This window comes from Haematobacter sp. (assembly GCF_032102465.1).
In the GTDB taxonomy this organism is placed as follows: Bacteria; Pseudomonadota; Alphaproteobacteria; order Rhodobacterales; family Rhodobacteraceae; genus Haematobacter.
In genome coordinates this window covers 1-18,754 of the sequence record NZ_DAMDHB010000029.1, presented here as the reverse complement: position 1 = coordinate 18,754, position 18,754 = coordinate 1, and the positions used below count along the sequence as shown (strand labels likewise).

General features: G+C 61.3%; 21 protein-coding genes and 2 pseudogenes. 9 read left to right on the top strand and 14 right to left on the bottom strand.

The window, feature by feature from the left end; all coding sequences use genetic code 11:
• Positions 1 to 53: 53 nt before the first annotated feature.
• From RT513_RS15660 to RT513_RS15650, 3 genes and pseudogenes are all read right to left on the bottom strand, one after another.
• On the bottom strand, positions 54 to 677 hold the full coding sequence (locus RT513_RS15660) for a GntR family transcriptional regulator (protein WP_084684238.1): 624 nt from the start codon (positions 675 to 677) through the stop codon (positions 54 to 56).
• Between the two features lie 179 nt (positions 678 to 856).
• Positions 857 to 1,042, bottom strand: a pseudogene (locus tag RT513_RS15655) (PHP domain-containing protein); the annotation flags it as partial.
• Positions 1,042 to 1,584, bottom strand: coding sequence for a hypothetical protein (locus RT513_RS15650; RefSeq protein WP_313534141.1), 543 nt, complete (start codon positions 1,582 to 1,584; stop codon positions 1,042 to 1,044). The pseudogene RT513_RS15655 and the gene RT513_RS15650, both read right to left, overlap by 1 nt.
• Positions 1,585 to 1,634: 50 nt before the next feature.
• On the opposite strand from RT513_RS15650, the gene RT513_RS15645 reads away from it, so the two are divergent.
• Positions 1,635 to 2,126 carry a hypothetical protein gene (locus RT513_RS15645; protein WP_313534140.1) on the top strand — a complete coding sequence of 164 codons (492 nt, stop codon included), beginning with the start codon at positions 1,635 to 1,637 and terminating at the stop codon, positions 2,124 to 2,126.
• Between the two features lie 327 nt (positions 2,127 to 2,453).
• On the opposite strand, the gene RT513_RS15640 is transcribed toward RT513_RS15645, so the two are convergent.
• From RT513_RS15640 to repA, 5 genes are all read right to left on the bottom strand, one after another.
• On the bottom strand, positions 2,454 to 3,053 hold the full coding sequence (locus tag RT513_RS15640) for an ImuA family protein (RefSeq protein WP_051911372.1): 600 nt from the start codon (positions 3,051 to 3,053) through the stop codon (positions 2,454 to 2,456).
• On the bottom strand, positions 3,037 to 3,717 hold the full coding sequence (locus tag RT513_RS15635) for an SOS response-associated peptidase (protein WP_035714009.1): 681 nt from the start codon (positions 3,715 to 3,717) through the stop codon (positions 3,037 to 3,039). The genes RT513_RS15640 and RT513_RS15635 overlap by 17 nt, the downstream gene beginning before the upstream one ends.
• Before the next feature lie 106 nt (positions 3,718 to 3,823).
• On the bottom strand, positions 3,824 to 5,035 hold the full coding sequence (locus tag RT513_RS15630; RefSeq protein ID WP_051911374.1) for a helix-turn-helix domain-containing protein: 1,212 nt from the start codon (positions 5,033 to 5,035) through the stop codon (positions 3,824 to 3,826).
• Between the two features lie 183 nt (positions 5,036 to 5,218).
• Positions 5,219 to 6,160: a plasmid partitioning protein RepB gene (gene repB, locus RT513_RS15625; protein ID WP_313534139.1), complete on the bottom strand. Its 942-nt coding sequence runs from the start codon at positions 6,158 to 6,160 to the stop codon at positions 5,219 to 5,221.
• A gap of 23 nt (positions 6,161 to 6,183) precedes the next feature.
• The gene (gene repA, locus RT513_RS15620; protein WP_035714014.1) at positions 6,184 to 7,368 is read right to left on the bottom strand and encodes a plasmid partitioning protein RepA; all 1,185 of its coding nucleotides are present in this window, start codon (positions 7,366 to 7,368) and stop codon (positions 6,184 to 6,186) included.
• 336 nt (positions 7,369 to 7,704) lie between these two features.
• On the opposite strand from repA, the gene RT513_RS15615 reads away from it, so the two are divergent.
• The gene (locus RT513_RS15615; protein ID WP_158212556.1) at positions 7,705 to 8,196 is read left to right on the top strand and encodes a ParB/RepB/Spo0J family partition protein; all 492 of its coding nucleotides are present in this window, start codon (positions 7,705 to 7,707) and stop codon (positions 8,194 to 8,196) included.
• A gap of 38 nt (positions 8,197 to 8,234) precedes the next feature.
• Positions 8,235 to 8,501 (top strand): hypothetical protein, encoded by a 267-nt coding sequence (locus tag RT513_RS15610; protein WP_131389347.1) that lies wholly within the window; start codon positions 8,235 to 8,237, stop codon positions 8,499 to 8,501.
• A 19-nt stretch (positions 8,502 to 8,520) separates the two neighbouring features.
• Here RT513_RS15610 and RT513_RS15605 read toward each other — a convergent pair whose 3' ends face one another.
• A complete protein-coding gene (locus tag RT513_RS15605) occupies positions 8,521 to 9,579 on the bottom strand; it encodes a site-specific integrase (RefSeq protein ID WP_226937282.1) in 1,059 nt (352 codons plus the stop codon).
• A gap of 274 nt (positions 9,580 to 9,853) precedes the next feature.
• On the opposite strand from RT513_RS15605, the gene RT513_RS15600 reads away from it, so the two are divergent.
• The 5 genes and pseudogenes from RT513_RS15600 to RT513_RS15580 all read left to right on the top strand — a co-directional run.
• The gene (locus RT513_RS15600) at positions 9,854 to 10,807 is read left to right on the top strand and encodes a DUF1403 family protein (RefSeq protein WP_112309833.1); all 954 of its coding nucleotides are present in this window, start codon (positions 9,854 to 9,856) and stop codon (positions 10,805 to 10,807) included.
• A 2-nt stretch (positions 10,808 to 10,809) separates the two neighbouring features.
• Positions 10,810 to 11,469, top strand: a complete 660-nt coding sequence (locus RT513_RS15595) for an SMC-Scp complex subunit ScpB (protein ID WP_112309832.1) — start codon at positions 10,810 to 10,812, stop codon at positions 11,467 to 11,469.
• A 194-nt stretch (positions 11,470 to 11,663) separates the two neighbouring features.
• A complete protein-coding gene (locus RT513_RS15590) occupies positions 11,664 to 12,743 on the top strand; it encodes a type IV toxin-antitoxin system AbiEi family antitoxin (protein WP_112309831.1) in 1,080 nt (359 codons plus the stop codon).
• Between the two features lie 2 nt (positions 12,744 to 12,745).
• Positions 12,746 to 13,603: a nucleotidyl transferase AbiEii/AbiGii toxin family protein gene (locus tag RT513_RS15585; protein ID WP_112309830.1), complete on the top strand. Its 858-nt coding sequence runs from the start codon at positions 12,746 to 12,748 to the stop codon at positions 13,601 to 13,603.
• Positions 13,604 to 13,729: 126 nt separating this feature from the next.
• Positions 13,730 to 14,068 (top strand): annotated as a pseudogene (locus RT513_RS15580) (transposase); the annotation flags it as partial.
• Positions 14,069 to 14,156: 88 nt separating this feature from the next.
• Here RT513_RS15580 and RT513_RS15575 read toward each other — a convergent pair.
• Genes RT513_RS15575 through RT513_RS15555 form a run of 5 tightly spaced genes read right to left on the bottom strand, consistent with a single transcriptional unit; the run spans position 14,157 to position 18,125 of the window.
• Positions 14,157 to 15,362 carry an MFS transporter gene (locus tag RT513_RS15575; protein ID WP_165496664.1) on the bottom strand — a complete coding sequence of 402 codons (1,206 nt, stop codon included), beginning with the start codon at positions 15,360 to 15,362 and terminating at the stop codon, positions 14,157 to 14,159.
• Positions 15,359 to 16,066 (bottom strand): arsenical resistance protein ArsH, encoded by a 708-nt coding sequence (gene arsH, locus RT513_RS15570; protein ID WP_112309828.1) that lies wholly within the window; start codon positions 16,064 to 16,066, stop codon positions 15,359 to 15,361. Before arsH ends, RT513_RS15575 begins: the two co-directional genes overlap by 4 nt.
• Positions 16,063 to 17,139: an ACR3 family arsenite efflux transporter gene (gene arsB, locus RT513_RS15565; protein ID WP_112309827.1), complete on the bottom strand. Its 1,077-nt coding sequence runs from the start codon at positions 17,137 to 17,139 to the stop codon at positions 16,063 to 16,065. The genes arsH and arsB overlap by 4 nt, the downstream gene beginning before the upstream one ends.
• A gap of 16 nt (positions 17,140 to 17,155) precedes the next feature.
• Positions 17,156 to 17,587, bottom strand: a complete 432-nt coding sequence (arsC, locus tag RT513_RS15560; protein WP_035714863.1) for an arsenate reductase (glutaredoxin) — start codon at positions 17,585 to 17,587, stop codon at positions 17,156 to 17,158.
• Between the two features lie 7 nt (positions 17,588 to 17,594).
• Positions 17,595 to 18,125, bottom strand: a complete 531-nt coding sequence (locus tag RT513_RS15555) for a DUF6428 family protein (protein ID WP_112309825.1) — start codon at positions 18,123 to 18,125, stop codon at positions 17,595 to 17,597.
• Positions 18,126 to 18,167: 42 nt separating this feature from the next.
• Between RT513_RS15555 and RT513_RS15550 the strand changes: the two genes are divergently transcribed.
• Entirely contained in the window at positions 18,168 to 18,497 is a 330-nt protein-coding gene (locus RT513_RS15550; protein WP_112309824.1) for an ArsR/SmtB family transcription factor, read from the top strand.
• The last annotated feature ends 257 nt before the right edge of the window (positions 18,498 to 18,754 follow it).

Here is an 18,754-nt window from a genome sequence, read left to right as displayed (position 1 = left end):
ATGGGGGTCTTCTGCAAGACCCCTCGCACTATTATAGATAATTATCGGAGCAGCTATCGCCCCCTTGGCCCCGTCCACTGCACATGGCGCGCAAGTATGGCGCAAGCGTTCATGGTGTCGCCAGCGCGAAGAGCGGCCAGGATAGCGCGGTGATCGCGATCGGTTGGGGCTTCCCATTCTGCCCGCCAGCCCGAAAACAGAAAGCGCGCGCTGGCGGCATGCAGATCATCAATACTGCGCATCAGGCGCGGCATATCGCAGGGCTCGAGGATCAGCCGATGAAAGCGCCGGTTGGCTTCCTCCCAACTCTGCACATCTGGGGCGTGGTCACCAACCCGCGTTGCTTCCTCAGCTTTATCAAGAATTGCCTTGGTCAGATTGGGCGCAGCATTGCGGAGCGCCATTGTCTCAAGTGCCGCGCGCATTCCAGCGACCTCTCTGACCTCCTTGGGGCTGAAGCCGGCAACCCGCACGCCACGACGCGGCTCGCTGATGGCAAGTCCCTGCGCCTCCAGGCGACGAAACGCCTCTCGCACAGGGACATGGCTGGCGCCAAATTCTGTGGCGATGTGATCCTGACGCAGTTTGTCGCCGGCACAAAGCGTGCCTGCAATAATCCGATCTGCAAGGATGCGGCTGATTTTGTCAGCCAAGGTTTCTTTGGTACTATCCGTCATTAATTATAGATAAAATGAGATTCTCACTTTGTCGATGGTCTTCACAAGGCAGAATCGTCTAGGCCGCCAGATCGGTAGGCAGCGCCCCCATTCCACCTTGCTGTCGGACAACATGAGCCGCGCTCCTGGGATCGGCCAGGGCAACGAGGCCCCTGTCCAATAGGATTTTGGCCCGCTTCCTCAGCGACACGCGCCAGTTCCTTCAGCGCCGAGAATGCCCGCACCACCCCGGCGACGGAGTTCCGATCGGTGATGGTGATGGCCGCAAAGCCAAGCTCGGCCGCGCGCTTCACCAGTTCCTCGGGATGCGAGGCACCACGCAGGAAGGTGAAGTTCGAGGTGACGCAAAGCTCGGCGTGAGGAATCACAGGAACACCCCCTGCGCATACCAGTTCCGAGATCCGGATTGTGGGGTGCGGAACAGCCAGAGCCGCGGCCCCTCATTGGTCTCTATCCGCCAATAGTCCCGCACACCGCTGCGCCATGCCGGATCATCGAACCACCATTCCGGGGTGATCTGCTCGGGGCCATGCGCCCGAAGGGTGGTGAAACCCATCCGGCGCCAGCTGAAGCGGGCGGGAGGGCTGCCAGAGACACCGCCCGAGATCTGGGCCAGAGCTTCAGCCGGGAAGAGGGTGATGGGACGGCGGGGGCGGCGTTTCGGGGGAAACGCTTCCGATGCCGTATAGGCAGCAGGGACGGTCAGGAAGCTGCGTTCTGGAATGCGACTGCTGGCGGGCAGAAAACGCTGCACCGCATCGAAACCCAGCCGGTTGCCGATCCGCGAGATCAGGTCGGAAAGCTCATCCTCCGCACGCGCCTGCGCGTTGCCGATCTGCTCGGGAGCCAGCGGTTCGGTCACCGTGGCGGAGAGGCGCAGCCCGTCGATCCCGAAGCCGGAATCCACCTTATCCCCCCCCTTGAGGAACAAGGCCGAGATCCGGACCGGGTCCCGCATTGCGCGGCGAGACCGACATCGACCACGGCCGCCGAGCGATCAACGCGGTGCAGTTCCAGCCGGACAGCCCGCGCGCCCATCTGGGCCGATGTGAGCTTGTCGCAAAGCCGCACAAGCAGCCGGTCGAGCACCCCCATCACATCGGCCGTGAGCCCGATCGGCTCGGGCAAGGTCATCCGCACCCCGAAATGCGGCGCATCCGCTTCGGCTGCGACAGGCTCGGCCTGGGTCCCAAGCGCCTGATCGAGACGGCGAAGAAGTTCAGCGCCGAACCGGCGCGCCAGTGGTGCCCGGGGCACAGCGGTCAGGTCGGCGATCTTGTGCAGTCCGAGGCGGGTCAGACCGTCGGCGACCGGAGCTTCAATCCGCAGCGCGCTCACTGGCGTCGGGCCCAGCCGAGAGAGCAACCCGCCTTCCGGGATCACCCCGCCACCACGGCGAGCAAGTGCCCAGGCTCCGCCCCGGGTCTCGGCAATGGCGCTTTTCGATGAGACCCCTGCCCTTTCGAGACGAGCCTCAAGATCGGCCAGAAGCACGACCTCGCCACCGAAGAGATGCGGCCCGCCCGAAACATCGACGATCAACCCATCCGTTCCGTCTTTCGCGGCATGAGGCCCGTAACGGCTGGCCCACCTCCGCAGGCCTTCAAGCGCCCTGCCCTCCCGGATCAGATCGGCGGGCCGCGTGGAGAGCGAGGGCACACCGCACGCGCATCGGTCAGCGGCATGCCAGGGTGGAGCCCGACGGCGCTTGCGGTGCTGTTGAGGCAATGCAGATGTTCCGCGTTCGACGCCCGGAGCGTCAACGCGAAAGGCCCCTCAACGGGGCGGACCCTCAGGCTGATGTCGCTCGCCAGCCTGGGGAACCAGATGGACAGCAGCCGTCGTGCCATTCCAACTCACATCATAGATTCCGATTGTTCCTCTTTTGTTCTTATTAAGGATCCAGCGATGACGAGTCGAGTCCAGAGGCGAGGGTAGCGGATCACATTTCCAGCGGGTCTCGGCGGCACTGCTTCCCCTGCCCTCCTGGATCAGCATCAGGCCAGTGGTGCCTCCGGCCTCGGCTGCCAGCTGGAGCCGCCTGCCCGCGGTCAGTGAGATTGGTTTCTCTGGAGCGGCGATCACCAAAGATACTGGCCGCGCCCGTAGCGCTTCTTCGACCGTCCAGAGCAGATCGGTCTCGCCCCTCGCCTCGATGAAGTGCAACCGCTCGGCAACACCGTCTGGCAGGGATCCCGGCATCGGCCGGTCGCGATCATGCGCCAGCACGATCCAGAAGACCGGCCCTGGCAATCTCGTGGTCTGGAACAGCGCAAAGCCGGTTCGGCCCCGGCCCTCGACTTCGTGGACGCGGCCCTTCACCAGGTGAAGCAAATCATCACTTCCAGCCTGCAGACGGTCACGCAGGTTCCGCACGTGTGCCCTCGGCGGCTATTTCGAGAAGACCATTGGCCAGCGGCCGTTGAAGCTTCAAAGCCTCGCTCGTATCCGCGGTCAGCCAGCAGCGCCATTCATCCGGGCGCGTGAGGATCACCGGCATGGCTTTGGGATGCACTGGTCGAACTGCTTCATTTGGCTCACAGGTCAGAAAGCCGAAGAGGTCAGTTGTCACCTCTCCCTCCTTCAGCTTTCTGACCGAAGTCAACTCGGTGTGGATGCCAGCGAAGAAGGCGATCGGGCGGTCCTTGCCGAGGGCAAACCAGACCGGGTTGTTGCGAGGTGCGCCGGGTCGGGCGTCGAGTTCGGAAAAGCTGGTGAATGGAACGAGACAGCGATGTTCCACGCCAAGCCATCTGCGCCAATGGGGTGAGCTGACATTGCGGATATTTGTGACGCCGGGGTCTGTGCGCTTGCCGGCCAGACAGACGGGTGGCGTCGGCATCCCCCATCGGGCCGTGGTCAAAGTCCAATCCCGTCCTTCACCGCGGGGAATGATCGGCGCGGCATAGTCGGGGAAGATGCCGGATGCAGGCGCGAGATTGCCTGCGGTATCGATCAGATCCTCACCGTCTTCGAGCACGCCCCGAAAGACCTGACGCATCGCGTCCTGGCTTTTGGTCTGAGCGTAAAGATTGCACATCACTCCACCTCGCAGCGTTTCCGCATGAGAACAATCAACGAACCTATCCGATTCCTCACGAACGGTCTATCCTGCTGTTTCAGGGCCACCCGATCACAGTCAGGGATCACGCCCGCAGGACGGATCTCACATAAGCATCAGGGTTGAGGATGGTTCCGATCTGCTTTGCCATGCGGTTTTCAAGCCTGAGAAGTTCCCAAAGCCCGAGCTTGCTTGCAGCGCTGGCGAGGATCTCCTGGCTTACTCTCAGCATGCTTCCGAATTCGAAAGCGATGCGTTTGGCCTCTTGGGCGCTTGTTGGCTCTTCATAGAAAGCGCTGACCTCGGTCAGGGCTCTCCAACTTGGAAGGTCATCGACTTCTCGCTTTCTTTTTTTTGTATCTGAGTCTTGCTCTATGTGGCGGACATTCTGTCCGTCAGAGGCGGGCTTTTGTTCGGTTGGCGGCAGGCCGCAAGTTTTTGCGGTGAGGGCCTGAAAGGCTTGGAGAACCGCTTGGTCTGGAGCGCGGTCCGTGGTGGTCTCCGCGCAGGATTTAGCATCAGCGGCTTCCGCTTTGGAGTGCAGGCGCTGCTCAACCTCTTCAACTTCGTATTGGACGACTGCTTGTGGGGCTGCATGTGACGAGAGGACAGCGGTCAGTTGCGAGAGAGCTGCCCGAGCCTCCACGAGTGTCAGTGAGGTACGCCGCACGAGGTTGCGTAGTCCGTCGATGAAGGTGGCGACAGTGTCGCTCAAGTGGAGTTCGGCGCAGGCCGCGCGAAGTCTGAGGATCTGGGCCCGCAGCCCGCGCAATTCGTCTGCCTCCTCGCGGCGGCGCAGGGCAAGGGCGAGCAACTCGTCGGACTGCGCGAAGAGGGGCGATAGGTCTAGCCCGAAGGCGCCGATCGGTTTGCCGTGCTGCATCACAGGGAAGCGCTTACCATTTGCACTGTCACGGCGCCGGATCAAGCCGGCGGCTTCGAGTGTCTCCAGATGCCGCCGCAACTGGCGGTCGGTGAGGCCCTTGGCGCGGAAGCACAGGGTTTCGTTGCTGGCATAGACCGTGAGCAGGGTGGTCGGAGAAACTGGCATTTCTCGGCCATCTGCGCTCTTGCAGGGAAGACAGCTCAACAGAGCGTCCAAGACAATGACCGCGCCTTGCCGGATGCCGAGATCGCGGCTGCATGTGTTGACCGCGGCCATGATGTCACGACGAGAGATAGGTCGGAATGCTGGCTGCAGGGTGATCGAGCCCATGCCGGGGAGCGAGTGCTCCGCAGATTTGGCACAGTTCGCCTGCGCCCCGGCCGCAAGGACCGTGGATGTGATGTGCTTCATAATGATCAGCAGACAAAACTATCCCGTTCGCTCGGAAGCGTTGCTCTTGATTCGTGATTCGGGGGCTGCTAGATTCAGGGTGTCTAATCGAGAATGCGCTTCGGCGCGGCAGCCTCCGGAGCTTCACAGCTTCGGGGGTTTTGTTTTGTTAGCCTTTCCTCCTTTCTGCTCTGCCTCGTTTGGTTATTCGTCGTCCTGCGGAGAACTTGATCTGAACTCCGCGTAGGATTGTTTGATGAAATCCTGAAGCCGGGTGTCCAGCCAGGAAGCGAACTCGGCAGTTGCTCCGCTTCGCTTTACGGTTAGCGTCACCGAGCTGCGTCCAGAACGGATCGTGACGCCGTCGACTGGGGTGCTCTCGGCGATGTCGTCATGTCGTGCACCGCGCTTTGTCGCCTCGCGAATGAGATGGTCCAAGCGCTCGTCGGAGGTCAGGCGTTCATTTGCGGTCCTCAGGATTCGATCAGCCGTCTTCTCGGTCAGCTTCCCAGCGATGAAGAGTTCTGCCAGCGCAGTCCATTTTGGTCGTCCGGACCTCTGTGCGGCACCAATGAGCGAACCGACGTCTGCAGGTACGGCCTGGGTGACTTTTGTTAGGTGGGAAAGACCTGCGGAGGACAGGTTAAGCACCGCCTTCGCTGTTGTTGGTTGATGGCCGGCATCGAGGATCGCTTGGGCGAACCGGGCCCGCTCATAGAAGGATAGGTTCCTTCGGGCAGCGTTCTCGAGGCCCTTAGCTATGAGCGCTGTAGCGTCATCCAGATCTTGGACGTTGGCTCTGACTTTAATGCCCAGATCACGACACGCGGCGAGCCGGCGTCGTCCGTAAATGACCTCGTAGCGACCTTCTGCCTTCGCCCGACGGATCAGTATTGGCACCTGCTGTCCCTGATCCCGGATGCTGTTCGTAAGGCTCTCGAGGCCGTCATTCGCTTCATCATCGTTTACAGCTGTAAACGGTGTAAGCCGGTCAACAGGTCCCCAGTCGTCGATCAAATTAGGTTCAATCTCGCGAATTGCGGCGAGAGATCCCTGCAGGGCGCCGAGTGCAGGCGCGGTGATCTTGGTCGACCGCTCGGATGGCGAGGTGGTGGAGCGCGCGATCGTACTGGCGATGCCTGTCATCCCGCTGAGTGATTTGCGAGCCATTACTTACGCCCCCAGGTTTGCCGGACCATCGTCTCGATCTCGCGGCCGATAGCGTCCATCGAGCCCCGAGCCCTGTCATATGTTGCCCTGGTCATATCTGAGCGAACTACCTCATAGAGAGACTGTTTGAGCATGGTCGCGTCACTGATTGCCGTGCTCTTGAGAGCGGTGGCTGACATGACGCGATCCTGAAACAGGGCCCGCATGAACGAGGTGATCTGCTGAGATGGGATGTCCGTGGGTTCATCGCGGGTGATGAGAAGCTTAAAGTGATCGTAGTTGAGCTCCGCGCCGGCATCTTCGATGACGCCCATGTAAGCACCTGCCAGTTCAAGGAACTGCGCAGTGGACGAAACGTCCAACATCGATGGGGTCATCGGGACAATTATCGAGGTCGCGGCGGCCATACCGGAAATCGTCAGGAAGCCAAGTTGCGGAGGGCTATCCATCAGGACCAGGTCGTAGTCAGCCTCGACCTGGGCGAGTGCATCGCGGATCCGGAAGTAAAAAGGCCTTTCGGGGTTGGAATGAACCGCGGATTCCGTCTCGAACTCTGACAGGACAAGCCGGGAAGGGGCGATCGCGAGCCCGGGGAAATAGGTTTGCACGATCACGTCTGCCATCGGCGAAGGGTTTTCATATTTGATCGCATCATAAATCGTGAGCCCATCGAACTCGATCTCGGGGCTGATACCACACATGGACGTCAGCGAGCCTTGGGGGTCGAGGTCAACGACCAGTACCCGGTAGCCTTGCAATGCGAGGTAGTGGGCAAGGTGGATCGTCGTCGTGCTTTTGCTCGACCCTCCCTTGAAGTTCATCAGCTGCCAGACTTGAAGCTTTTCGCCCTCCATCCGGCGTGGCAAGTAGTGACCCTTCTTCCGGGAGGTTCGCTCAAGAATCTCGCGCGCCTGCAGTATCTCCTGACCGGAGTAGTAGCGGCGTCCTCCACGGTTGGTTGCGGGTTCTGGCAGAACGCCGTCTGCATGAACTTTCCGCATGAACTGCCCGGAAACATCCAGCAGTTCCGCAACCTCTGGGGCCGAGAACTCGCGAAGTGTCTTGGTGTTGTCTGGAGCGAACGCAGCAAGGAGATGCTCCCTGATCGCGGCGTTCAGTCGCTCAGAGATGTCAGTAGCGAGTGCTGACGGGCGATCCGCGGATAGCGGTGTCACGGGAATCATCTGGTTGCCTCAAATCCGAAAATGTGGCCTTTTTCACGCCACTTGATGACAATGGCGGTGATTCACGGACTTATGTCAAGAGTTTCCTGCATATAGTGTCTATGCTGGCGCACAGAGACTAGATGCATGGCGAGGCTGCCCGAACATTTTACAGTTGTAAACGGTCGCCGCAGATTGCTGAGCTTCTAGGCATGGCTGCCGTCCTGCTGGGGTATGTCAGGAAGGCAAACAAGAGTAAGCGAATCTCCTTAAACCCGCCGCCTTGGACGTGGCCTCTCGACGTTTCTGGCCGCTGCCGAGGCCCCGCTTACCGTACCTGAAGGCTCCGGTGCTCCTTTGGGGCAAGTTGTCTCGGTCTCGAAGGTTTCTGCCAACCCAGATCAGCCCAGAAAGAAATTCGACAGCGAGTCACTGGCTCAACTAGCGGAATCAATCCGGCAGAAGGGAGTGATTCAGCCACTGGTAGGAAGACAGCTACATCAAACTGGTGGCTACCAGATTGATGCAGGAGAGCGCCGTTGGCGTGCGGCCCAATTAGCCGGCCTTTCGGTGGTGCCGGTGGTCGTCAGAGACTTCGACGATGATGAAGTGCTTCAAGTGGCGCTGATAGAAAACATTCAACGGGCAAAATTGAGTCCTCTAGAAGAGGCCGAGGCGTATCGACTGCTGATCTACCGATTTGGGCATACTCAAGAGCAGCTCGCAGATGCGATATCCAAGAGCAGGAGCCATATCGCCAATCTTCTCCGCTTGCTGTCGCTGTCTGAGCCAGTGCTAGAGATGTGTTGCGTGACAAGCGGCTGCCGAGGGGGCAGGCATGTGCGCTGATAACGTCGAAGCTGCCCATTGAGCTCGCACAGTAGGTAGTGGAACAAGGTCTATCGGTTGGCGAGGTTGAGCTTCTCGTCAAGCGCGAGGATCTGCGTCCAGTCGTGAAGCAAAACGTCGGCGGGCAAGTTCAAAATATCAGCCCTGAGCTGCTGCATCGTGTATCGATTGCCATGGGTATGCCTGTCGGCATCTCCCTGACGCGCGGTGGACGGAGAGGAAAACTTGTCGCAAGCTTTGACAGCACCGCTGATGTCGAGCGACTCTGCGAATTGCTCGAGCGTGCAGGGTCTCTGGAGCCGTAGTCGCATCCCGGACGTTTAGTTATAGACCTGCTGCTTTGGTCAGGTTCACCCTGAACCTATCGCGGCGGCGCTGATACCTGCGGGTCATCTCGGCGCTGGCGTGGCCGAGCTGCTTCTGGACATGACGCTCGTCGACCTCGGCTGAGGAGGCGAGACCGGCGCGAAGGCTGTGGCCGGAGAAGAGGGCAGGGCGGTCCTTCTCGGGCAGATCGCCCCGCAGTCCCGCTGTTTGAGCGGCCCGCTTGACCAGCCTTGCGACCTCGCGGTCATTAAGGCGGAACGCGCCGGGTTCCTTTCCGCCGCCGGTGACACGACGGAACAGTGGTCCCTGGCTGATACGCGCGAACTTCAGCCAGTCCTCCAGCGCCTTGACCGGGCAGGTTGCGGGTGACGACCCGCGACCGATCTCGACCTCGCGCCAGCCGGTTTTGCCGCGCAGAGTGACGAGCAACCCGCCGGGCAGAACCTCGATCCAGCCGCGCCCGTCCTCGGTCTGATCCCGGCCCGCGTCCAGCCCGGTGATCTCGGACCGTCGCAATCCCCCGGCAAAGCCGATCAGCAACATGGCCCGGTCCCGCAGGCCCCGCAGGGTGCCCCGATCGCAGGTTTCCAGCATGGCCAAAAGATCCTCGGGCAGGATCGCCTCCTTCTGGCGCGGCGGGGCGGCATGGCTGTTGCGGATACCGGCAAGGACCGTCGCGATATGACGGTCGCGCCGGTCAAGGTTCAGGCCCCGTTGGGTGTAGGCCCAGACCAGCGCCGAAAGGCGGCGCTCGATGGTCGAGACCGCGTTCTTGCGTCCGCCAACCGATTTCGCGCCGGAAGCGCAGGCGGTGATATAGAGGCCGACGACCTGCGGGTTTGGCGTCAGCGCGTCCAACCCCTCGCGCCGGCCCCATCCGGCGAAATGCTTCCAGTCGGCAGCATAGGCCTTGCGGGTGTTGGCCGAACTTGCGGCCGCAGCATAGCCGCGCGCCCGCTCAGTGAGATCTCGCAGGGCAGGGGGCTGGTGGTCGAGCTGGGCAGGGGAGGGGGCGCCCCTCTTCGCGTCTTCCAGATCGGATGCCTCATCTGTCATGGCCATCTCCTTGGGCGGCACGCGCCGGCGTGTGCGCGCTGAGGCGCGATGCCGCCGGAAAAGCGCAGACAGAAGCTCGCGTTCTGCACGGCCTCGCTGGCGCGTCTTGGGTGGGATTTCGGGGCATTTTCTGGGTCCTGGAGCGCATTTCGCTATAGAAGAACATAATGACCGATAATGCAATCTTATTGGACATATACACACCCAGACATGTGGTGCGGTAATTCGCAATAATACTGGCATAAAGCGCACATGCGCGCTAGCTTCCGGGGCTATGAACAAGAAGATTGAACCGGCATCGGGACACCATTGCGCCGCTTACCAAGTTCCTGCCTGGGCGGTACCGAGGGCCGCGGTCTCGTCGGATGTCGAAGCCTCCTTTATGGCAGGTAGCGCCTTGTCCGCACTGGATAATCTTGTGCGCAGCGAGACCTCCTGGAGTGGGGCATGGCGGCATCGTCTGGCGCTCAAAGCGGCGGCTGCAACGGTTCGGTTGCTGGGGCGTCGGGAAGACGAAAATGCGTTACGGGATGGCTGGTGCCTGCAACCGTCCGGAAGCGAGCCCGGACCGGCAGGAAATGTACTGCTAGCCTGGCGGCGGGTGTGCCGACGTTCGGCGTCCTTCGACGAAGAGCGGTTGCGGAGCGCCGCCGGGTTGCTCGGCGTCAGATGGACGGAAGCGCTCGGAGATCTTCCCGAGGTGCTCACGGAACTTCTGGGCTTCCAGGCGCCAGCCCCGGTCACGGCTGCCAGGGTAGCGACTGCCATCGTGGCGCGGCAGGCGGATGCGGAGGCTTTGGCATGGTGGGCCGCCGATCTCGCACTTTCGATGCGGATGCGATGGTCGTTGCCGGTCCCGGTTCTCGCGAACCAGATTCATGCTTCTTTCATGCGTTTTGGTCCCGGGAGGGGGCGGTCCCGGCCGGGCGGTGATGGTTTCGAGCGTGCGATCCTTCTTGCGGCGGCGAGTGGTGCGGCCGAGGCTTGTCGGCTGGCTGCCGGGATGGCCGTGATCGCGCAGCGCCTGGATCAGATCGAGCCGAAACTTCGGGCCAAAGGCGCTGGCGAGGTACTGGCTCTGCTACGTGGCGATGATGCGGTATCTGGCTCCTGGAGTTCGGCGAAGATGTCCCGTTGGGCGAGCAGGCGATTGTTCGAACGGTTGATGTCGGAGGGTGCGGTGCGCGAACTGAGCGGCCGTCCCGGCTTCCGGTTGTTCGGGCTCTGACCATGGCGCGCGCGGAAGGGATTGCTCTCGACACGGAGCTCGCGGATTTGCCGCAAGCACTGCGCTGGCGAACTTGGATGGGTCGGATTGAAGCCGTCCTCTTCGCCTCAGCCGATCCCGTCGGGCGCGAAGCATTGGCCGGGATTGTCGGGCGCGAGTGCAGCATCGATCTCCTGATCGAGGACATCTCCAGCGAGTTGAACGACCGGCCCTACGAGATAGCCCGGGTCGCCGGCGGCTGGCAGTTCCGCACGCGCGCCAGGTTCTCAGATGCAATCCGGGCCGTGCGTGGTAGCCTTGATGAGACGCGGCCACTCTCTCCGACCGAGGGTCTCGTGCTGACAGCGATCGCCTATCTGCAGCCGGTGACCCGTGGCGAGATTTCCCGGATGGTGGGGCGAGAGGTCAGCCGGGACGTGATCGGCCGCCTGCATCGCAACGGGTTCATTGCCCGTGGTCCCCGCAGTCCCGAGCCGGGTGCCCCCTATACATATGTGACGACGGCGGGTTTCCTAGAGCATTTCGGGTTGGACACCTTGCGCGATCTGCCGGACATGGAGGCGCTCGAGGATGCGGGCCTGCTGCAAAAGGACGGCGGTGGCATTTCTGACATGCCGGTCTTCGGAGAGGAGCGCGAGGCTACGGGGGAAGACGCAGAGTAGGCTACGAGGGTCTGTCCGTTCCTGCCGGCATTGGATTGCCAAGAGTTTCAGGGCGGCTAGGCGTTTGGCCGAACATGTCGATCTGGCAAGGCATCGGGAAATTTCAGCGATGTTGAGGTTTTCAACGTGTGCTGAAATGAAGGATTTCGATGAAATATCTTGCCAACTTTCACTGGTTGGCATAGTTTCAGCGAATGCTGAAAGGTGGTCGACCAGTGATAGGACTTGGAGAGCAAGCTCAGGCGGCCCTGCTGAGCCTGTTGGATCGTGTGCCCAGGCTCAACATTCATAGCCACACACTCGAGATGCATGTCGACAGGGATCACAGGCTGGATCTGGTGGTCGACATTACAGCTGGAGGTCAAGACTGGACGCTCGTCTGCGAGATAACTTCCAACGGACAGCCCCGCCATGTGCGGGCAGCTCTGCACGAAATGGACGAGTACCGTCAGCACAACAACTCCCAATGGGTCTCAGTTCTGATAGCGCCCTACCTGTCGCCACAAGCCCGAAAGCTCTGTGTCGATGATGACGTCAGCTATGTCGACTTGCATGGCAATGCTCGACTGATCTTTGGGAATACCTTCATCGAGCGCGAAGCTGCTGGTTCTCCGGCGGCAGAGGCACGTGAAATGAAGTCGTTATTCAAGCCAAAGGCGTCGCAGGTTCTTCGTGTCATGCTGCAGGATCCTGCGCGCCCATGGCGGGTCACGGATATCTCAGAGGCGGCAGGGGTCAGCATCGGGCATGTGAGCAATGTCCGGAATGCGCTGCTGGCGAGAGAGTGGGCCAGTGTTGTGGACGGTGGCCTCGCTATTTCGGAACCTGATCAATTGTTGGATGCTTGGGCTGAAGATTACGAGCCTCCGATGGGCAAGCGCCTGCGATTCTATACGCCACTCCATGGGAGCGCATTGCAACAAGCCATCGGGAAAGTAGTTGGCGCGCGAGCGAAAGGCGGCACAGTCGTTCTTGCGTCGTTTTCAGCGGCACAGTGGATCGCTCCGTTCGGGCGGCATTCCACGCAGTTTTTCTATTGTGACAATGATGGGCTCGAGCGTCTCGTCGCGGAACTGGGGCTCGAGCGCACAGCCAAGGGAGAAAATGTGGCGATCACGGTCTTGAAGGACGATGGCCTGTTCCGAGATACGATTATGCCTGCGGAAGGCATCCGTTGTACGGGTGCGGTCCAGACCTATCTCGATTTGTCTGCTAGCGGTGAAAGAGGTAAAGAGGCTGCTGAACATTTGCGGCAGGAGAAATTGAGTTGGTAGTAATGCCGCAAGACCCGCAATCTGCCAACGACTATGATGACCGCACCACCGAGGCAGTCAAAAGCGTTTTGATAGAAATAGGCCAGGTGCTCGGAAGTTTCCGTGGAAAGTTTGCGGTTATCGGGGGTGCGGTTCCCTGGCTCTTGCTCGAAAACGAGGAAATGCCTCATGTCGGCACGCTTGACGTCGATCTGAGCCTCGACGCAGAAGCATTGGGGGACGGTGAATACGCCACGCTGGTCGAAGCGCTAATGGCGCAAGGTTACAGTCAGCGAGCTGGCTTCAGAAGGTTTCAGCTCGTCCGGACCGTTTCGGCTCGTGACGACGGTCCTGGAATTGATGTCGTAGTTGATTTTCTGATGCCGCGCGACGCAGAGGTCGTGAAGAATAATCCGCCGATCATCGCAGACTTTGCTGTGCAGCGAGCCGACGGAGCAGATTTGGCCATTCGTTTTCACGAACTGGTCTCGATTGATGGCACCATGCCTAACGGCGGTCGCAACACCGTTGAGCTGGCGGTTTGTTCGGTGCCTGCTTTGCTCGCGATGAAAGGGCATGCGCTGCAGAACCGCCTTAAGCAGAAGGACGCCTACGACATATACTACTGCATCCGTAACTATCCCGAGGGTGTAGACGCCTTAGCCGCCGCGTGCAGGCCGTTGGTGGAGCACATCAGCGCAGTTACAGGATACCGCTACATCGACGGAAAGTTTGACGCCATTGAAGGCTTTGGTCCCACCAGCGTTCGTCGCTTTGTGGAGGACAGCCAGATACTGGGTGGCCGAGATGCGGATCAATGGCAGCGAGATGCCTTCGGTCAGGTCGATGCTTGGCTGAAAGCGCTTGGCCTGCGAAACTGAGGGCGTTTCGGGCTGTAGCTGTTCCCATCATACAGAAATGATGTCTAACTCGTCGCTGACCTGCGGCGGATCGAGAAGTCATGAACTGCGGGCATAGCGATATGACTCGCGCACGGTTGGATCTACGACGGTGCCTTTGACACAAGGGGATGCGACACCGCGATCCTGGAGCGCGGCGGCACAGCGGTCATACCCATCCGCAAGAGCGGCCGACTATGGAGGGAGAGCTGTCCCGCCCACGAGACCCTCAAGGCTGTACAACGCATAGGGCGGGCAGCCTGGAAACGCTGGTCCGGAGATCATGCCCGAAGTCGGATAGAGGCAAAGATGAAGTGTCTCAAGGCATTCGGGGAACGTATCGCATCACGTGATCCGGATCGCCAGACAGCTGAAGTCCAGACCCGCGTAGCACTCATGAACCGCTTCAATGCACTCGGCACCGCCGAGATCAAACGCGTGGCCTAATTACAAAGCGGAAAAGGAGCACATCTCAACAACGACCGATTTTTGCAACAAAGCCGACCAAGTGGATGCTCTGCCACTCTTCGTTATTTCACCTTGCACCATACTTCTCTGCCAGCCGAAGCTCACGATAAAGCCATACCAGCGCTCCAAGGCCGCACAGGCCCACCGTCATTACGATGCCGATAGCAAACGGCATCGAGGATGCTGAGGCAATCCAGGAAAATAGAAACGGGGCAGAGGCACCCAACACGCTGCGGATAGCGGCTAGGCGGCCCAGCCTCTGCCCTGTTCCCTCTGACCCGAACAACGCCACCGGCACCGCGCCGCGCACGATGCTCGACAGGCCCTGACCCGCACCGAAGCTGATCGCGAAGCAAACGGCCAGTATCATTGCCGGCCCCGGTAGCAGCAGGAGGGCGAGCGCCGCCGGGATGGCCGCACTGGACACGATGGCGACGAGGAGCGGATGCTGGTTGCGCCACAGGGTGGCATCCACCACCCGAATGGCGACCTGTGCCGGCCCCATCAGCATGGCAATCAGGTAGGATGAGCTTCCGAGGCCGAGAGATTGCAGGGCGAGGACAAGGTGGACACCCAGGGCCGAGATCGCCATGCCTGTCAGCCCAAAGGCGATCCCAAGAAGGATGAAGGCGCGCCGCGCGGTTCGGCCCTTAAGAGGGATGTATCTCTCGTCTGGTTTCGGCCTCTGCTCTTCAACCGCAGCCTTCTCGGCCGAACGTGGCGCCGCGGAGATCCAGCCGTGCAAGGGCACGGCCAGGAACAGGTGAAGTGCCGCAAAGACGAGGTAAGCTCCCTGCCAGCCGATCTCTGTGACAAGCCAGCCCGATACCGGCCAGAAGATCGTCGAGGCGAAGCCTGCGATCAGGGTCAGATTGGTGATCGCGCGCCGCGTGTCATTGGGCCTCTTCTGCGCCAGGACGGAAAACGCCGCGTCATAGAGGACCGCAAAGCTAAGGAGCTCGATCAGAAGTGTCAGGCCCCCGAACACATAGATGTTCGGGGATCCGGCGATGAGCAGGCTCAGCAGCGCCATCGCCAGGCTGCCCGCGCACATGACCTGCGCCCCGCCGAACCGGTCGATCTGACGCCCGAGCACCGGAGAGGCCAGCCCGCCGAGGAGAAGGCCCGCGGAGAGGATGCCGAATAGGACCGGCTCCTGCACGCCGAACTCGGCCGCAATCGCGGGCGCGAGGATAGGATAGGCGTAATAGATCGACCCGTAGCCGATGATCTGCGTGACGCCCAGGGCGGCCACGATTGGGGCTTGCCTCACGTCGCGGCCCCGAGGTTGAGGCGATGGTGCAATTTGGCCGCCGCCTCTTTGCGTTCGCTGTAGCGGTCGGTGAGGTGCCCGGAGATGTCCCGGGTCAGAAGGGTGAACTTTACCAGCTCTTCCATCACATCGACCACCCGGTCGTAATAGGGCGATTGCCGCATCCTTCCTGCCGCGTCGAACTCCTCATAGGCCTTGGCGACGGAGGACTGGTTCGGGATGGTCAGCATCCGCATCCAGCGCCCCAAGATGCGCATCTGATTGACCGCATTGAAGCTCTGGCTGCCGCCCGAGACCTGCATGACCGCCAGTGTCCGGCCTTGGGTCGGGCGGACCGCACCCATGGACAGCGGAATCCAGTCGATCTGGCTTTTCATGACGCCGGTCATCGCGCCGTGGCGTTCCGGGCTTGTCCAGACCTGGCCCTCGGACCAGAGGCAAAGCTCGCGCAGCTCCTGCACCTTCGGGTGATCGGCATCGGTCTCATCCGGCAAGGGCAGCCCTTTAGGGTCGAACACCCGTGTCTCGCAGCCAAAGTGCCGGAGCAGCCGTTCCGCTTCCTGGGTGAGAAAGCGGCTGTAGGACCGTTCCCGCAGCGAGCCATAGAGGAGCAGAATGCGGGGCGGGTGGCCGGATGCGGGGCCGGTCAGGTCCGCTAGTGACGGCAGCTGAACGGCATCAGTCAGGTTCGGCAGATCGGTCATGCGCGGACCTCCTCAGCCGGAGGCGCGTCCGGGAACCAGCGCCGCCCGAGCCGCAGGGCGACATGGACCAGCAGGATCAGCGCGGGCACTTCGACCAAGGGGCCGATCACCGCGGCAAAGGCTACGGGCGAGGCGAGGCCGAAGGCGGCGATGGCCACCGCGATGGCCAGCTCGAAGTTGTTCCCGGCCGCCGTGAAGGCGATGGCGGTGGTGCGCGGATAATCCGCCTGGATCATCCGGCCCATGGCGAAGCTGACCAGGAACTGGATGATGAAGTAGAGCGCCAGCGGCACGGCGATGCGAAGAGCATCCGTCGGCAGCGCGACGACATCGCCGCCTTTCAGGCTGAACATCGCCACGATGGTAAACAGAAGCGCCGCCAGGGTGATCGGGCCGATGCGCGGCAGGAAGGCGGTTTCATACCAGGCCTCGCCTTTGTGCGCGACGAGGATCCGGCGGGTCAGGAAACCGGCGAGGAACGGGATTCCAAGATAGATCAGCACCGCCTCCGTGATCGTCCAGAAGCTCACGTCGATCACGCTTCCCTCCAGCCCGAACAGCGGCGGCAGGACCGACAGGAAAAACCAGGCGTAGGCCGAGAAGAACAGGATCTGGAACACCGAGTTGAAGGCGACCAGCGCCGCCACATACTGGCCGTCGCCCCGGGCGAGCTGGTTCCAGACCAGCACCATGGCGATGCAGCGTGCCAGCCCGATCAGGATCAGTCCGGTCATGTATTCCGGCTGATCGTGCAGGAAGATGACGGCGAGAACGAACATCAGGACCGGACCGATGATCCAATTCTGGATCAGCGACAGGATCAGCACCCGGCGATCCTGGAACACCCGCGGCAACTCCTCATACCTGACCTTTGCCAGGGGCGGATACATCATCAGGATCAGGCCGATGGCGATCGGGATATTGGTCGTGCCGATCGAAAGGTCGTTGAGTGCGACCGGCAGCCCCGGCCATACAGTGCCCAGGGCGATGCCAATCGCCATGGCCGCAAAGATCCAGAGCGTCAGCCAGCGGTCCAGAAAGGACAGCCGTCTGGTCGGTTGAGGGGACGTCATAAGGGATGAACTCCGTTCAGGGCGCTTCCGGCAGGACGCGATTTCCATTCGCATCGACCACCGGCTCGCCGTCTTCTTTCGAGAATGCGCCCAGCTGGGGCGGTAAGAGATCCAGCACCGCCTCGGAGGGGCGGCAGAGGCGCACCCCCTTGGGGCTCACTACGATGGGACGGTTGATCAGGATCGGATGTTCCAGCATCGCGTCGAGGATCTGCGCCTCCGTCAGTGCTGGGTCGCCAAGACCCAAGTCCGCGAAGGGCGTGCCCTTTTCGCGCAGCAGCGCGCGCAGCGGGGTTGCCATCCGCGCCACCAGGCTCTCCAGCATGATCCGCGACGGCGGGGTCTTCAGATATTCGATCACATGCGGCTCGATACCGGCATTGCGGATCAGCCCGAGTGTGTTCCGGGAGGTGCCACATTCCGGATTGTGGTAGATGATGACGTCCATTCCCACATCACCCGCAGCAGCTCTGTTTCGCCACGGGTGCGCAGCAGGCCGAAGCGGCCTTCTGGTCATCAAGCCAGCGGTCGCGTGGTTTGCAGCTTGCCGGGCGCGGTGACAGCGCAACGATCACGCGGTCGTCCGCGAGGCTGGGGTAAGCCGCGCGATGCAGTTGCATCGGCCTCACCGCGTCACTGACCTCGAAGGTCAGTTTCGCCTGTGGGTCGAGAGACACATGATCGATAACCTTGCCGATGATCCTGGTGAAAAGTCCTGCGGGCATATGCGCCCGATCCTCATTGACGTCCCAGAGCTGGACGAAGATCTCCGTCCAGGCCTCCGGGTTTCCGCCGCAATCCAGCGCGCGAAACTGCCCGGCCTTCACCTCGGTGACGTGGTAACCGGGTCGCACCTCCTGGCCGTCATAGGTGAAGACCAAGGGCCGATCCTCGACGTTGCGGAGGGCCTCGAGAAGCTCGCCGATGGTGATATCTTGCGGGTCGGCCGCGCCGGTCGGCGCGCCGATGTTGCTTTGGACCGTCATTTGCGATACCTATTGATTCGACACTTCTAGGATCGTCAAATAATGGATGAACGTCAAGCGCTCTTGTCCTTCGGGGCCCTGTCTCAGGAAACCCGCCTGCGCATCCTGCGGATGCTGGTCGTCGCGGGGCCGGAAGGTTTGGCTGCGGGCCTGATCGCCGAACAAGCCGGGGTCACCGCATCGAATGTCAGCTTCCATATGAAAGAGCTGGAGCGTGCGGGCCTGGTGTCCTCGCGCCGAGAAAGCCGGTCGATCCTCTACACCGCCGAGTTCGATGCCCTGAACGGCCTGCTGCGATTTCTAATGGAAGACTGCTGTGCGGGAAGGGTCTGCCTGCCGGATGCGTCCTCTCCGGGTAGCGAGGAGCGCTAAAACTCGTCTGACACCCAGGCGGGTATACCCTCCCAAGCTCGCCCGAACCTATCTCACAATTCCGCGAAGATAGGCCACGATATCTTCACAGCCGTTGGGTGTCTTGAACGTATTATTCGAGTGAGCAGATGGATCGTTCGCGGCCATCTGCACCCAAGCCGCCGGAGCTACCAGGAAAGTCGGGTCCGACGCCTCAGAGCGATGCGGCGCTTTCTCCTAGGCAGATTTGGCGGAAGAGGTGGTTTCGAGGCCGGGTG